Below are 15,638 nucleotides of genomic sequence, written 5' to 3'. Positions count from 1 at the left end.
TTTGATTTCATAGCTTCTTTGATTGTGATATTATTTAGTAATCCGAAATAAATTTATAAGGTATTCAGTTAACTTAGGAGAGATACAGTGAATCAATTAACGAAAGCACCTCTTTGGACGAAGTCGTTTGTTATGCTTATGCTTGGAAACTTATTTACTTTTATGTCGTTTCAGATGCTGATTCCCACACTTCCGCCGTATATTAAATCTTTGGGCGCTACGGGTCTTGAGATTGGATTAGTAACAGCTTTATTTTCAATAGGAGCGGTTCTCAGCCGTCCGTTTATCGGATACATGCTTGAATATAAAGCACGAAAGCCGCTAGTATTAATTGGAGCTGTTGCGCTTCTTGTGATCACCATTTTTTACCCGCTTTCAAATGTGATTCTTATCTTCCTGATGTTCAGGTTTATCCATGGTCTTGCCTGGGGTTTTTCAACAACTGTAAATGGGACGGCAGCCGTGGATGTGATACCAAAATCCCGTCTTGGCGAAGGAATGGGTTATTTTGGTCTTTCTGTAACACTCGGCATGATTATTGCGCCAAGTCTCGGCATCTTTTTATTCGGTGTTACAACGTTTAACAATTTAATCTATATTTCCTGTGTTCTTGGGATCGTTGCGATTATTCTTTTAGCAGCTGTTCGCTACTATACGCCGGAATCAGTCAGACTGACCAAAAAAGAAGATTTGAAATTCTCTTATCTTGGGTCGCTCGTTGAAAAAACAAGCTGGTATCCTGCTTTTATTACAATGATAGCAACGTTCGGATATGGTTCTGTTGTGACATTCATTGTGATTTTCGGTGAAGAACGCGGCATTGACCAGATTTTTATTTTCTACTTGTTTAATGCGGTTATGGCTTCACTTTCAAGGCCAATTGCAGGCAAGTGGTTTGACGAAAGAGGGCCTAAGGGGCTGATTGTTGTCTGCAGCGCTTTGACCTTTGCTGGTATGTGGGCTCTTTCTTTCTCTCACACCAATGCAGGTATTGCCATTGCCGGGATCTTATTTGGAATAGGTTTCGGTTCCCTGCTTCCGACTCTGCAGTCATGGACACTTTCCAAAACGCCTGATAACCGCAGGGGTGTGGCAAACGGAATGTTTTTCTCTGCGATTGATTTTGGGATTGGTTTAAGCGGAATTGTATTTGGTTTGCTGGCTCAATTTCTTGAAACAGCCGTTCTTTTTCAGATTTCAAGCATTTTTCTGATTGTGCCTATGATTCTAACTCTTTTAGAAGGAAAGGGAAGAAGGGTGCAAAAAAAACAGACAGCCGCTTCTACTTAATAAACTCTAAGAAAAACACAAATTTAATTAGTACATGATCCTCAGACCACCTTAGCCAGCAGAAAAAGACTCGTCAACAATGACGAGTCTTTATCAATTTATTAAGTGCTAATTGTATTGCTCCAAAAAGGTGCGTGATGATTTAATTCTGTTTCCATTCTTCAGCAAGCATGCCATAAACCGCATGATCGACAAAATGATCATAGAGCCATTCAGCTTGTCTGATTGTTCCTTCATGCACAAAGCCAAGCCGTTCAGGAATGCTTCTGCTTTTACCGTTCAAAACAGCCGCCCGGATTTCAACTTTGTTCAAGCTGTATTCCTGAAAGGCTATATCGGTCAATGCTCCGGCAACTTTTGTCATGATGCCTTTGCCCTGAAACTCTGACCCGAGCCAATAGCCGATATAAGCTGTTTTGTTCGACCAGTTGATTTGGTTGAACCCTGCTGTTCCGGCGAGTTCGCCTTTAAATAGAATAACTGCATTCAGACTTTTATTTTCTGCATAAGCTCGCAGGCAGCCTTCAATAAAAGATTTTGTATTCTCCTTTTTTGTCGTGAAATCCAGCCACGGAAGCCACTCACGCAGGTGCTGTCTTGATTGATCGGTGAGGCTGAACAGCTTTTCTGCATCGTTTACATCCATTAATTTTAATGAAACTTCCTTATCTATTTTATGTACGAACAAAGTAGATCCCCCAATCTGATTTTTCTATTATTTTACTATACTATGAAATAAAAAGGCTGCCAATAATAGGCAGCCTTTTTATTTAACCTTTTCTTCTTTTCGCACGAAGCTTATCAACTACTATATATAATGCAGGAACGATCAGCAGCGTCAGAATCGTTGAGAAGAGGACCCCGGATACGATGCTGATTGCAAGCGGCTTAAATAATGGGTCGTTGCTGAATGCTACAGGCAAAAGAGCCACTAATGCAGTGAATGCCGTCAGAAGGATAGGTCGTATTCTTGCTCTTCCGGCTTCCATTACAGCTTCAGCAGGGGCATAGCCCGCTTTGATCCGCTGTTCAATAAATTCAAACAGGACGACAGAGTTTCGGACTACAATACCTGCAAGCGATACGATGCCCATTGTTGCCATGAAGCTGAATGGAGTCTGTGTCACAAACAGTCCCGCTACAGCTCCGGCTACCGCTAAGTAAACCGTTCCAAGGACAAGCAGCGGCAGGGAAAGAGAATTGAACTGGAACGCAATCGTAATGTAAATCAGGACGAGTACGACGAGGAAGAGCAGACTGATTTCTATAAAGAACTGAGTCTGATCGTCATTTTCTCCGCCAAGTGTCAGGCTGTAGCCTTCATCTGTATATCGATCTTTAAACTCATCCACAATCGCAGAAACGTCTTCTTTAAACGTTTCCGACTCACCAGGATATGCTTTTAGTGTAATGGTCCGTTCGCCATTTTCATGGGGAATCGTTTGATATTGTTCAATTGTATCTGTATCCACAAAGTCACTGATCGGCGCTGTTTGCGGAACAGGACCTTCCGTTTGAAGAGGAACCTCGATTTCATCAAGCTGTATGCCTTCCTGATGAATGTCCGTATCCTGCTTCAGCACTAAATCAAAGTTTTCATTGCTGGACTTGAACGTGCCCATAGGAATACCTTCTGTTACTAAACGAATTTGATCACTGATGAATTTTGGATCTAAACCATTTTCAGTTAAAGCATCTCGGTCAAGAGTATATTGAATAGATGACAGGGGTGCTTTTACATTATCAATAATCAACCCGTTGTCAGCTTTCTGAATTTCACTCGCAAGCTCATTTTTAATATCATTCAGCTTGTTAAAGTCCTCACCGCTTAATTTCACGGTAACAGGTGCGCCTGTCGGAGGACCCTGGACAATTGTGGTTAAGAAAATTTCTGCATCAGGATATTTTTCCCTGAGGCCGTCTGTGTTTTCTTCTATATATTGATCTGCCGTCACGGCTTCATTATCAATCCGTGCAACAATTTGACCTGTGTTTGGACCAGCATTTTCAACCGTTTCACTAAAGAGGCCAGGAACGCCGGTACCGGTGAAAATCGCTGTTTCTTCAGTTTCTTTAATCTCAATCAAATCTTTTTCCAGTTCTACTAAAACACGGTTTGTTTCTTCGAGCGTGTAGTCTGTTGGCATTGTAACAGTAACCGTTACTTCTTTTTTATTTGCTGATGGGAAAAACTCAAACGGAACGTAGAACGCCAGCAAAAAGATCAAAGATGTGGCGGCAATTCCGCCCGCGCCTATTATGACTGGACGCTTTACAATTTTCGCAAGGAGAGTATTTGCGTAAAAGTCAGATAGCTTTTTAAGCGGTTTTCCTAAAAAGCCAGGCTCTTTCTCGCTTAACCGTATTCTCTTCTTATTTACCGCATACTGATATACCGGAACAAGTGTCAGCGAGATAATCATAGAAGCCACAACCGTTAAGATAAGAACGGATGGAAGCGACCGGATAAAGGAACCGTTAGAACCTGACAGCAAGGTAAGCGGCAAGAAGGCAAATACGACTGCAAGCGTTGACGTGACAATCGATCCCCACACTTCTTTCACGCCATCTTTCGTTGCCTGCAGGGCATTTCCATTTTTCTGAAGCTTATATTGCCGCAAAATATTATCATTGACAACAATGGCATCGTCTACCAAAATACCAAGTGCGATAATCAGACCTATCACAGAGATTTGGTTCAAATCAACATCAAGAAACGGCAGCGGCAGTGTCCCCAGGGTAATGGATAAGGGGATGGCGAGAGAAACGATAAACGCCCCGCTTAATGTTAATCCAAGAGTTGTAATCAAAATAACGGCAAGCACCGCAATGACTGCCTCTTTGATCAAATCATCAAAAATCGTATCAACATCTGCTTTTTGCGAGTAATACGTTTCGAGCTCTACTCCTTCAGGCAAATTCAGTTCATCCTTGATTTCTTTATCTACTTTAGTAAAAGCAGCGGGAATATCAAGTCCTGCGTCAATCGTGACTGTAAACGAATAAGCAGGTTTACCGTTGTAAGAAATGATATCTTCCTGGTCTTTTTCCTCAAAAGCAAGGTCCGCGAGATCACCGACTTTTATTAGCTCTTTCGTGTTCGGAGATTGAAGGGCCAGTTCTTTTATTTGTTCGATATCTTTATACTGATTCAGAGAAAGGCGGACATTTTCTCCGTCTTGTTTCGTTTCACCGAGAGGCGTTGTTTTATATTCATTATTAATGGCCTCAATAATCGCTGATGCATTCAGCCCGTTTTCAGCAAGCTTTTCACTGTCAAGCTTTAAGATGGCTTCTTTTTCTTTAAAGCCTTTAATCGTCACACCTGATACACCGTCAAGATCCTGAACCTTTTCTTTTAAATTAAGAATTTCCTCTTGGCTTTCTTTTAATGAGTCCGCATTATCTGCAGTAACCATATAGGAACCGACTGGCAGACCAGTGGCAGCCTTTTTCACTTGCGGATCCAGCGAATCCTCTGGAAGTTTTGAAACATTGTCTGAGACTTTTTGTTTAATCTCACTTGATATTTTTTCAAAATCCCCGCTGTCATCCACTTCAATGATGACAGTTGAAAATTCTTGTGCGGAAACGGAGTTTATGTTTTCAATGCCTTCTGAATTTTTGAGAGCATCTTCTAAAACCTCCGTCACATCCATTTCAACAGCCTCTGCATCCGCACCCGGATAAACAGTTGAAATGGATACAATATTAGCGGAAAACTCCGGCAATTCCCGTTTTGGAAGCTGATAAAATAAATATCCTCCAACTAAAATAATGACGAAAAATAAAATAATGATTAATTTTCCCCGTTTGAGAAAACTTTCGAACATAAATGGTGTCCTCCTTATTCTTTGGTCAAATTTGACTAAGGAAACTATATCATAAAATTTATTCATTTTTCATTCCTGAATGTGTTAAAGTTTTGTGAAGTTTTTGTATAAGCATGAATCCCTATACAGTTAAAGAGTTTATGTAAAAAATAGATTTCACACACTTTACCTATTTGTAAAGGTATATTAAGTTTTTGTTAAAATTGTCTTTATAAAGGTAACTTGATTTGCTATGATTAACTGAATATAAAGATCTATTTACTTATTAATCTACGTAAAGGTGTGAATATAGATTGTCATCGATCAACAGAAAGAATATGGTGCTTTTTCTTGTGACAATAGGGGTTATTACGATTTTTTGGATGTTCAAAACCCTATACTTCGTAAACGAATTGGAATTATCACCGCATAAGAAATATATCCTGCTTGCCTCTGCCGGTTTTGCATTATGTTTAACGAGCCTCTTAGTAACAGGAAGATCCAAATTTAAATTTCTCACCGCTTTCATTATCTATTTCATTCTGTCATTTCTCCTATATGCAGACGCTGTGTATGAACGGTATTATGATGCTATTTTAAATGTAAAGCTTCTTGGACAGGCTGATCAGTTAGGGCATGTGAAAGATTCGATTATATCCCTTATCTATCCGGCCGATTATTATTACTGGATTGATGTTGTGCTCTTTGCTGTTTTATTAATCGTCTATTATGTGATCAAACAGGATGAACCGAGAAAAGCTTTCAGCAGATTTGCTTTTGCAGCAGGGGCTGCAGCACTATTGTTCACGTCTTTTTATCCTTTGAAAGACACATTTTCCGATCAATATAAAGTTTCCCTGACAGGTATTCTTCCTGCGCACATTTACGATTTAAAGCAAAATATGCTGAAACAGGCTTTTGCCAGAGAGTCTTTTCTGAATGACAAAAAACAAATAAAAGAACTTCAGGCATATTTTAGTGAAAATCAGGAGCTGCAAAAAGAGTCGCCTTATTACGGTAAATTTAAAGGGAAAAACGTTGTCGTTGTTCAAGCTGAATCTTTAAACACGTTCCCGGTTGGAATGAAAGTGAATGGGGAAGAGATTACACCAAATCTGAATAAATTGATTGGAGAGAGTCATTATTATCCTAACGCCTATTTGCAAATAGGCCGCGGAAACACGTCTGATGCTGAATTTGTTTCCAATAATTCTTTGTATCCGATGGCGCCTAAAGGTGTATATAATGCCTATCCATTTAACGAATACATGTCACTTGCGAATGTTTTAAAGCGTGAAGGCTATTCAACAAGTGCAACACATGGCAATAATCCTGATTTCTGGAATCGTCATCAGGCTTATCCCGAACAGGGATATCAAACGTTTTATCATAAGAATCATCCGAAAATCAAAGCCGATGAAATAATTGGGCTTGGTATATCAGATGAAAGCATCTTTAAACAAATGGCTGAGATTTATACGGAAGACAAAAAGCCTTTCTATAACTTCATTGTCTCGCTGACAAACCATCGTCCGTTTGTTATGCCAAAAGATTATCAATATTTAAATCTTCCCAAAAGATTTGAAGGTACAAATACAGGTCATTATTTGCAGGCTACAAAATACTTTGATGAGACAATCGGTCTATTTATCGAAGATTTGAAAAAGAAAAACCTGTGGGATGATACAATTTTTGTTGTGTATGGTGATCACTATGGACCGCTCCCAATGGATAAAGACGAAATCAAGACGCTGCTTGGTGTTGATTTTAATGAAAAAGAACAATTCAACATCCCGCTGATCATTCATCATCCAGAGCAGACAGAGGGGATCGTGAATGAAGTAACGGCAAGCCAGATGGATATCTTTCCAACGATTACGTCATTGCTTGGCATTGATCAGAAGCTGATTCAGTTCGGGAAACCGCTTGATGCTGAACATGAGGGCTTCGCGGGCTTTGCGTATGAGACGACCCGCTATTCTTTCTACTCGGATGACTATGATTACATCGCTTCACATGAAGGGGTCTTTTCATCCGGTACATGCATTGATAATCAAACTCAAAAAGAAACAGACATTGAGGCATGCAGAGAGAATTATAATAAGTTATATAAAGACATCGAATTATCTACGATGTTTTTGGAAAATGATTTAATTAACAAACTATATTAACCTTTTAAATCAGCTGCTTTATTCGAATGAATAGAGCGGCTTTTTTCTTGTGAAGAAATGGAAATTAGCCGATAATTAATCAAAAGAGTGAAATCGATGGGGGGGAAGATGACGCTTGAATCCATATGTTAAACATGCTTTGAACCAAATTGATGTGGCCATTGAAACGATTATTAAGATCATCGATTCGCTAGAAGATCATGATTTGTTGAAAAGGCCTACAGCAGACAAGCATTCAATCGGAGAACTGCTCGAACACATAGCAATGATCTGTCAAGCAGATCTGCTGATTTCTGAAGGAGCAAGCAGGGAAGAGATGGAGAGCTTTTATTCTTCTGCTGCTTTAAATAACCTGCAAGATTTAAAAGAAGAATTGAAGAAGAATTACAGTCTATTATCAGAACGGTTCAGTCAATTTAACGAAACCGAACTTCATCAGGAAATGACTTCTTATTGGGGTACTGTTTATACCAGGTTTGAATGGCTTTTAGAAATTGCCGTCCATTTATATCACCATCGAGGCCAGCTGCATGCGATTCTTGTACATTGTTATCACAAGGATCCTGGGGTGATGATGTTTGAGTAGGAAGCCCAGCCTTAATAAAAAGAATAGGAGTTTAAAATAAATGCTGTACCATTTTAGTGAAGATCCCTATATTGAACGATTTATACCGCGTCAATCAGCCGCTTATCCAGGCCTTCATCCGGTTGTCTGGGCGATAGATCAGAAGCATGCACTTCATTATTATTTTCCGCGTGATTGCCCAAGAGTTATTTATTGGAAGGGTGAAGACACGAGCGAAGAGGATTCAGCCAGATTCTTTGCGGATAGCAGTGCAGCTAAGATTATTGTTGTTGAAACCTCCTGGCTTGAAATGATCCGCAGGACAAATTTATATATATATTCTTTTGATCCGGATTCATTCCAGCTGTTTGAAGAAGCGAAAACAGCCGGATACTATGTATCTTTTAAAGAATCTGTGCCGGTTCATGTTCAGCCAGCAGGAGATTTATTGGAGAAGATAGTGAAAGAAAACACCTAGCTGAGGTTCACTCCAAACTTATATCCAATTTGCAATCATGTTCTTTCATCTTCCTTGGATTTTTCCATTATTCGCTTTCGTAATGCCGCTAACTTGTAAGAAGGGTGAATCCCGGAGGTTCACCCTTCTTCATCTTTAAGAACTTGATTTTGCTGCTTGAAAAATATCCTGATAAGCAGTGCTTGGATCAGCAAACCAGCCGGCAATTCGATCGGCTTTTGTCTGATCCTCTGAACCTTGAAGGAGCTGTTCGATAACATGCTCAGGCATCGGCATTGTCATGGCATTTGTCCATTCGGTTACTTGCTTGACAAATGGTTTCGTTCTCTTCCAGTATGATTCCCCAAGCTGTGAATTCCAAGGCTCATTTTTGAATTCAATCAGTGTCTCATAAAGTTTTTCAGCGCAATAAGAAGAAAGATTGCATCCTTGTCCCGTAATTGGGTCATTCAGAAACACGCTGTCTCCGCACCCAACTGCCAATTTATTGTTAATCAGGGTATAAGGCTTTCGAACAACAGGTGTGACCGCTGTTTGAAGATACCCTTTTTCGTCATTTAAAGCAAAGCTTTCCTTGTCCAAGCGGCTTGCAATTGCCGGGAAAAATTCATCTAAAACCGCCGACATTTTTAGTGTGAATTCTGCTGATGACCGGATTGCTTTAAATACATCTAATTTCCTGTCTTGAATGGCCATAACAAATAAGATTGTTACCGGTCCTTGAACTGTTAATGCAGGTATTTCAAACATTTCGCCTTCTCCGGGCAAAATAGCTACATTTATTCCATGAGGTGTAACCGGCTCTATGCCTTTAAAGTATCCAACGATGCATTTTCTCTGAGGTACATGAAAGGGGGTTAAATCTCTTTCAACAGGAAAGGGGAAAAGGGGACCTTTTTTACCAGTACAGTCAATAACCAAATCAAATTCTTCCATTAATTCATGGATATTTTCATCATTCATTTTTTTACATAGAATATCTACTTTACTTGCTTCTAGTTCCTCCATGCATTGTGAAAAATAGAAGCGCTGATCTACAGAAAGTGCGGGTTCAGTCAGCATTCCAGCAAACAGTTTTTGCTGCCCAATCGTTATATGGATGCTTTCAATGAGTGTTTCTGCACTCCATTTTGGCATAGAAAAGCGAGTTTCTCTTTCAAGTGTTGAGCCAAAATGCACTTGTGTAGACTGAATTCTGCCATGTTTGATCTGTTCGGCTGTGCGATGAGAGATCACTGTCACATCAAAATCATTTTTTAGAGCATATGCCAGATGAAGACCTGCTGTACCGCTGCCAATTATACAAATCCGCCTATTCATACCTTTCACTCCTCACATTCACTGTTAGTATATATAGTGAATTTTACCATTTAGAAAATTTTGCTGCATTCTACTATAGTAGGATTTTGCACAGGTGTTATTGGCAGGAGAAAAAAGAGCGTCCATCTATATATCTATTAATTTCAATTCGATTATTCAATGTAAGCGTATAAAAAAATGATTTACAAAAATTTCAAATCACTCTATAATTTTAATTCTGAAAGGGGGAATCTAACGGTGATTGAAGTGAGAAATTTAAAGAAGGAATACAAGCTGGTGAAGCGGGATCCGGGTCTTAGAGGCGCGATGAAATCTCTTTTCAAACGGACGTATGTGACGAAGACAGCTGTAAAAGGGGTCAATTTCAAGATAGAAAAAGGGGAAATGATTGGCTATATCGGTGCAAATGGAGCAGGAAAGTCGACAACGATAAAAATGCTGACAGGCATTCTGACACCTTCATCCGGTGAAGTAAAGGTAGGAGGAATTGTTCCCTATAAAAACAGAAAACAAAATGCAAAGCAGATTGGGGCCGTATTCGGCCAAAGGACTCAGCTGTTTTGGGATATTCCTGTATCCGAGTCATTTGATTTGCTGAAGCACATTTATGAAGTTCCGGAAGAGCAGTTCCAAGAGACACTGAGGCTATTTACGGAGGTACTTCAGCTAAAGCCGCTGCTTTCCATTCCGGTGAGACAGCTGTCACTGGGACAGAAAATGAGATGTGAGCTTGCTGCTGCATTTTTGCACAGACCTGATGTCGTTTATTTAGATGAGCCGACAATTGGTCTTGATGTTGCCGTAAAGGTGAGAATCCGCAAATTTATTAAAGAAATGAATGCGCGTTTTGGGACGACAGTTCTGCTTACCACACATGACATGCAGGATATTGAAGAAATCTGCAATCGAATCATTATCATCGATAATGGCGCAATTTTATATGATGGGGATTTGCATGCCATTAAAGAAAAGTTTGCTGCAAAAAGAGAAATCCATTTTGAAGTGAAAAATGTGCAATCGTTTTCATACCCAGAGTCTATAAAAGAACGTGTGGAAATGAGCATGATTGATGAAGAACAGCAGCAGAAGGTGATACTTGCTTTTTCTCAAAAACAAATTTCTGCATCAGAAGTGATTTCTGCCGTACTGGCTGAAAATGAGATTATCGATCTTTCATTAAATGATCCAAAAATAGAGACGATTGTGGAAGAAATATATAATCGCGGACTTTAGGGGGTGTGAGAGTTGACAAAATACTTAATGTTCGCCAAATCCCAAATGCAGATCAATACAGCTTATTCTGCATGGTATTGGGCCGGGACGATCTCATCTGTCATGCGCCTGATGATTATGTTTTATTTCTGGCATGCCGTATATGCCGGCAAAGACACAATTCAACATTTGACGCTTCAGGATATGCTGACTTACATCGTTGTTGCGATGTTCATTCAAGGTTACGTATCAGGTGCCGGCAATGAGCTTGCACAAGAAATTAGGCATGGCAACATTGCCATTGAATTAATGAGGCCTTATGATGTGATTTTTAAATTGATTTTTATGGACTTTGGAGGAAAAATTACTCACTTATTCAGAGAAACCCTTCCGCTTATGGTCATCGCATTTATCTTTATACATATTACAATGCCTGCTTCGCCTGAAGCAGCGATATTATTTGTGATTAGTGCCGGGCTTGGCATTTGGATTGGAACATTTTTTGATCTGATGATCGGAATTGTTGCATTTTGGACAGTAAACGTATGGGGTCTTCGGGTTTTGAAAGAAGGGGTTATTACATTTTTCTCAGGAGCGCTCGTACCGATTACTCTTTTTCCAGGTTGGCTTGAGACAATCAGTTCTTATTTGCCGTTTCAGGCGATGGTATTCACGCCTGTGTCTATATATACAGGGATTATTGATGGGCAAGATGCCTATCTGGCCGTGCTCATCCAGCTTGGATGGTGCCTTGGAATGTTCCTTGTCATGAAGCTGATTTGGGCTCAGGCAATTAAAATGGTAACGATTTTTGGCGGGTAAAGGGGGCGGATTTATGCTGAAACGCTACGCAAAACTATATTATATTTTTGCAAAAAATCATATAAAAGTCATGATGGAGTACAGAGTGGATTTTTTTATAGGTGTAATCAGTGTTATGCTGCAGCAGTTTGCAAGCATCTTTTTTGTAAAAGTTGTCTTCGACCATATCGAACAAATCAATGGGTGGACGTTTTATGAGATCTTATTTATCTATGGCATTGCAGCTGCGGGAAGATCCCTGCATCATATTTTCTTTGATAATTTATGGACCCTTGGGTGGCAGTACGTCCGCCCGGGGCAAATGGACCGTCTGCTGATCAGACCAATCAATCCGCTGTTCCATGTATGTGCTGACAGACTGCAGCAGGATGGCCTTGGACAGCTCGCGATTGGAATCATTATTTTGGCAACTGCTTTTCCGCATTTGGACCTTGTATTCGGGGTGATGGACTGGGTCATGCTTGTTGTAATGATTATCTCAAGCGGTCTGATCTACATCGCCATTAATTTATTTTTTGCGACGTTTTCGTTTTGGATGGTTGATAGTCTTCCTGTTGTATATGCGGTCTTTAATTTAAGTGAATTTGCGAAATACCCGCTTACCATATATAACAAAACTATTCGCGTATTTTTGACATGGATCATTCCTTATGGTTTTACCGCCTTTTATCCGGCAGCGTGGTTTTTGGACCGAAATGGATACACATTTGTCGGTGCAGTCTCGCCTTTGGTTGGAGCGGGGAGCATTGCGCTTGCTTATGTTTTCTGGCTGTACGGTCTTCGGGCATATGCGAGTACAGGAACGTAATAGTGGATTCTGAGCTGACTTTGGGGTCAGCTCGTTTTTTTTGCCCTTTTTTTCGGCATAGACTTGTCGCTATAGCCGCAAACTAATCAGAAAAACGGAGTGGCATGAATGAACGAATACTTTCAGCACGACCCCAGGCTTGAAGATTTCCGTTTGTTTTCAGCGGAACATATATGGACACTTGTTATTATTCTATGTTTGACAGTGCTTCTGGTTGTTTTTAAGGAAAGGGTAAAATTAGTAAGCGGCCCCGTCCGTATTGCATTAGCAGTGCTTCTGTTTCTTTCCATGTTTGTGCAGCAGCTGTGGCTGATAAGCGAAAGGGCATGGTCACTTAAATCTTCACTTCCGCTTCAGCTCAGTGATCTTGCTGTTCTTCTGGCCATCATCATGCTGATGGCGAAAAGCTTCAGGATGTTTCAGTTTCTGTATTTCGCAGGAATTGCAAGCTCCATTCAGGCCATACTTACACCGGACCTTGGACCGTTTTCTTTTCCGCATTTTCAATATATCGTTTTCTTCTTATCACACGGAGGGGTGATTCTCGCATGCTTGTTTATGATCGTGGCCTATCACTTTCTTCCATCCTGGCGCTCTTTGTGGATTTCAGTGCTTATCGTCAATTTATATGCCGGATTCATTTATCTTTTTAACAAAATAATCGGCTCAAATTATTTATATATCATGAAAAAACCTGAAAATGCCTCACTTTTAGATTTTCTCGGGGATTGGCCGTGGTATTTGCTTTGGATGGAGGCTATTATGATTGTGTGTTTTCTCTTTTTATATGGGTGTATTAAATTTAAGGAACAAAGAACTTGATGGATTGAAGGCATACTGGTTCAATATCTATTTCAGGTGTGGATTTAAAACAATGATTCAGGACGTTTGTTTGATTTACTTGCTGAAATGGGTGAAATACTTTCCACATTGCATCTTTTACTTGCCGGTTTTGGTAAGTTACTTGCCGATTTAGTGGAAATACTTTCTTTTTTCCAGGAACCTCCTAGATGATTCAGTTAAAACAAAATCCCCTAAAAAGTCAAAACAGACTTTTTGGGGGATTTGCTTTTTTCCGGTTCCGGCTGCCTGCGGTAAACGGGGATTTCGTAATACACATTGTCCAGCTCCGCCTCCTAACCCCTCGGTCAGAACAAATTCCCTGAAAGAGTCAAAACCGGACTTTTCCGGTGAATTCTTATCTGCCTGTCGGGGCTAAACAGTCGGCTCCGCTTTTCTCATTGTCCAGCTCCATCACCCAACTCCTCGGCCAGAACGGCTCCGTCTGTAAAGGCAAAAAGCGTTTTTCCAGCCGGATCCTTATCTGTCTGCCTGAGCTAAACGGGGATTTCGTAATACACATTGTCCAGCTCCGCCTCCTAACCCCTCGGCCAGAACAAATTCCCCGAAAAAGTCAAAACCGGACTTTTCCGGTGAATTCTTATCTGCCTGTCGGGGCTAAACAGTCGGCTCCGCTTTTCTTATCACTTATTCGTCTTATTAGGCTTTTTCTTTCCCGGGTTTCCTTTGCCCTGGTGCTGTCTGTTTTGTTCGTCTTTTTGCTGTTTTTCGTGTAAGTCCTTAACGAAATCAGATGTGTTTTCCATAAAAATGACCTCCTTTTAATAATTGCTTATTTTTACTGTCTCCAACTGACGTGAAAAAATGACTCACCCAGAGTTGAAATTGGATATTATTTTAGAAAATCCTTTGTTGATTTGCCTATTACGCATTGGTGTTTAACGGCATATACTATTTTAACTTTTATGAATCGCGGCAGAGGAGGATCTTTTAGTGAACAAAAAAATTCCGAAGTATAAAGTCGGTGATATTGTCGTGATTGTTATGTATAGTACGGTCGGAACGGTCACAAACGTTCATCAGATCGATCAGCATTATCTATATGAGGTGAATCACAGCGAGATTTTATACTTTGAAAACGCGATCCAGCTATACTCAGAATACAACGGAAAAGTCATTGATTCCGAAAAAATAGAAATTGAATTTCAATATCATATTGGAGATATTGTACAAGTAAAGGGCTATGATGAAGAATTGTTCAAGGTCGTCGGATTCCGGACAGAAATCTGGAGATATACAGAGGATGGCTGGGAAGATATTATTTATGAACTCATGCGCATCAACGACGGGGAATGGCTTGAAGCATCAGAGGAAGAGCTTGTGTTCGTTATGGGGAAAAAACAGGCAGGCACATTTGTGCAGCAGCTGAGCCTGATGCATATTGTTTCTCCAGAAAGCAAAGCGATGGAACAGCTCCTTGCCAAAGAAAAGCTGCCTAAGCAAGAACCGGCTGCACGCAAAGCAAAGCGCAGCAAACGGGATATTGTTGATGAACTTCTTGATATTTATAACGATTATTTATCATTGTACGAAATATTTGGCGATGCTGAGTATAAAGAAATGATGGATTTTATCATCGATAGTTTAAATAAATATACAAAAGATCATTAAGAAAGCAATGAAATCAGCAAATAAATAAAATACGGCACACACCCAAATATCATGACCCCCTGCAGGAATTTAATCGTTTGCAAAAGCAAATGATCAAAGCCTTCACCGTCTATAAATTGAAGGACGCTGTTTTCATTTTCTTTTTTTGTAACCGCTTGTAAGTTCTTCATTTTATTCATCTCCTCTTTGGCTTGTCCATTTACTTTCATGGTATGCAGGAAGGGACAGATTATGAACAGGAAAATTTATCGAAAGCTTTTTCATTCCAGACATAGTTTTGAAAAATGGGACATATAAACAATTACTAAGGGGGCGATGTTGTGAAAGAAATTGAAGTTATTATTGATACAGAAGAAATGGCAGAATTCTTTTACAATGAGCTGACGAAAAGGGGATTCATTCCCTCAGAACTAGAACTGGATACAATAGCAGATATCGCATTCGATTATTTACTCGAAAAATGCATTATTGATGAAGATTTGGAAGACATAGAATAAACGACGGGGGCACTCGTCGTTTTTTAAGTTTTATGCAGGCAAAACATTTCTGTGTTTTGATATCTGTCGCTGCCCAGGCGATTCCGCTTTTCTAATGGCTGTTTTCGCATCGATTGTTGCTGTTGATTAATAAGGCTTCCCGTTCCTTTCCGCTGCAGGAACTTGCTTTCCGCGGGGAGCGTGGAAGCCTC

The 15,638-nt window shown here is 40.1% G+C and carries 14 protein-coding genes and 1 pseudogene; 10 read left to right on the top strand and 5 right to left on the bottom strand.

Translation table 11 applies throughout. The annotated features are described in order from the left end of the window. Positions 1 to 132: 132 nt before the first annotated feature. Positions 133 to 1,290, top strand: coding sequence for an MFS transporter (locus tag ABEQ24_RS13610; RefSeq protein ID WP_430007317.1), 1,158 nt, complete (start codon positions 133 to 135; stop codon positions 1,288 to 1,290). 142 nt (positions 1,291 to 1,432) lie between these two features. Here ABEQ24_RS13610 and ABEQ24_RS13605 read toward each other — a convergent pair whose 3' ends face one another. Both ABEQ24_RS13605 and ABEQ24_RS13600 read right to left on the bottom strand, forming a co-directional pair. After that, on the bottom strand, positions 1,433 to 1,978 hold the full coding sequence (locus ABEQ24_RS13605) for a GNAT family N-acetyltransferase (RefSeq protein ID WP_430007292.1): 546 nt from the start codon (positions 1,976 to 1,978) through the stop codon (positions 1,433 to 1,435). 82 nt (positions 1,979 to 2,060) lie between these two features. Next, positions 2,061 to 5,123 (bottom strand): efflux RND transporter permease subunit, encoded by a 3,063-nt coding sequence (locus ABEQ24_RS13600; RefSeq protein WP_430007291.1) that lies wholly within the window; start codon positions 5,121 to 5,123, stop codon positions 2,061 to 2,063. 293 nt (positions 5,124 to 5,416) lie between these two features. Between ABEQ24_RS13600 and ABEQ24_RS13595 the strand changes: the two genes are divergently transcribed. The 3 genes and pseudogenes from ABEQ24_RS13595 to ABEQ24_RS13585 all read left to right on the top strand — a co-directional run bounded on the left by ABEQ24_RS13595 (position 5,417) and on the right by ABEQ24_RS13585 (position 8,415). Further along, positions 5,417 to 7,273: an LTA synthase family protein gene (locus ABEQ24_RS13595; protein WP_430007290.1), complete on the top strand. Its 1,857-nt coding sequence runs from the start codon at positions 5,417 to 5,419 to the stop codon at positions 7,271 to 7,273. Between the two features lie 115 nt (positions 7,274 to 7,388). Beyond that, a complete protein-coding gene (locus ABEQ24_RS13590; protein ID WP_430007289.1) occupies positions 7,389 to 7,859 on the top strand; it encodes a DinB family protein in 471 nt (156 codons plus the stop codon). Positions 7,860 to 7,899: 40 nt separating this feature from the next. Further along, positions 7,900 to 8,415, top strand: a pseudogene (locus ABEQ24_RS13585) (DUF6886 family protein). A 36-nt stretch (positions 8,416 to 8,451) separates the two neighbouring features. Here the strand turns inward: ABEQ24_RS13585 and ABEQ24_RS13580 are convergent. After that, complete coding sequence (locus tag ABEQ24_RS13580; RefSeq protein WP_430007288.1) at positions 8,452 to 9,636, bottom strand: styrene monooxygenase/indole monooxygenase family protein; 1,185 nt, start codon at positions 9,634 to 9,636, stop codon at positions 8,452 to 8,454. A 237-nt stretch (positions 9,637 to 9,873) separates the two neighbouring features. Here ABEQ24_RS13580 and ABEQ24_RS13575 point away from each other — a divergent pair, with 237 nt between their 5' ends. The 4 genes from ABEQ24_RS13575 to ABEQ24_RS13560 all read left to right on the top strand — a co-directional run bounded on the left by ABEQ24_RS13575 (position 9,874) and on the right by ABEQ24_RS13560 (position 13,300). Beyond that, the gene (locus ABEQ24_RS13575; RefSeq protein WP_430007287.1) at positions 9,874 to 10,869 is read left to right on the top strand and encodes an ABC transporter ATP-binding protein; all 996 of its coding nucleotides are present in this window, start codon (positions 9,874 to 9,876) and stop codon (positions 10,867 to 10,869) included. A gap of 12 nt (positions 10,870 to 10,881) precedes the next feature. After that, on the top strand, positions 10,882 to 11,670 hold the full coding sequence (locus ABEQ24_RS13570; protein WP_430007286.1) for an ABC transporter permease: 789 nt from the start codon (positions 10,882 to 10,884) through the stop codon (positions 11,668 to 11,670). A 13-nt stretch (positions 11,671 to 11,683) separates the two neighbouring features. Further along, positions 11,684 to 12,478, top strand: coding sequence for an ABC transporter permease (locus tag ABEQ24_RS13565; RefSeq protein WP_430007285.1), 795 nt, complete (start codon positions 11,684 to 11,686; stop codon positions 12,476 to 12,478). 108 nt (positions 12,479 to 12,586) lie between these two features. Then, the gene (locus tag ABEQ24_RS13560; RefSeq protein WP_430007284.1) at positions 12,587 to 13,300 is read left to right on the top strand and encodes a TIGR02206 family membrane protein; all 714 of its coding nucleotides are present in this window, start codon (positions 12,587 to 12,589) and stop codon (positions 13,298 to 13,300) included. A gap of 662 nt (positions 13,301 to 13,962) precedes the next feature. On the opposite strand, the gene ABEQ24_RS13555 is transcribed toward ABEQ24_RS13560, so the two are convergent. Next, entirely contained in the window at positions 13,963 to 14,085 is a 123-nt protein-coding gene (locus ABEQ24_RS13555; RefSeq protein WP_430007283.1) for a DUF4023 domain-containing protein, read from the bottom strand. Positions 14,086 to 14,323: 238 nt separating this feature from the next. On the opposite strand from ABEQ24_RS13555, the gene ABEQ24_RS13550 reads away from it, so the two are divergent. Next, positions 14,324 to 14,950, top strand: coding sequence for a hypothetical protein (locus ABEQ24_RS13550; protein ID WP_430007316.1), 627 nt, complete (start codon positions 14,324 to 14,326; stop codon positions 14,948 to 14,950). On the opposite strand, the gene ABEQ24_RS13545 is transcribed toward ABEQ24_RS13550, so the two are convergent. Continuing rightward, entirely contained in the window at positions 14,947 to 15,120 is a 174-nt protein-coding gene (locus tag ABEQ24_RS13545) for a hypothetical protein (protein ID WP_430007282.1), read from the bottom strand. The two genes, ABEQ24_RS13550 and ABEQ24_RS13545, sit on opposite strands and share 4 nt — an antisense overlap. 150 nt (positions 15,121 to 15,270) lie before the next feature. Between ABEQ24_RS13545 and ABEQ24_RS13540 the strand changes: the two genes are divergently transcribed. Beyond that, positions 15,271 to 15,447, top strand: a complete 177-nt coding sequence (locus tag ABEQ24_RS13540; RefSeq protein WP_070875964.1) for a YozD family protein — start codon at positions 15,271 to 15,273, stop codon at positions 15,445 to 15,447. Positions 15,448 to 15,638 lie beyond the last annotated feature (191 nt).

Source organism: Metabacillus idriensis, assembly GCF_050483325.1.
Taxonomy (GTDB): Bacteria; Bacillota; Bacilli; order Bacillales; family Bacillaceae; genus Bacillus_P; species Bacillus_P idriensis_A.
This window is presented reverse-complemented; position numbering and strand designations above follow the sequence as displayed.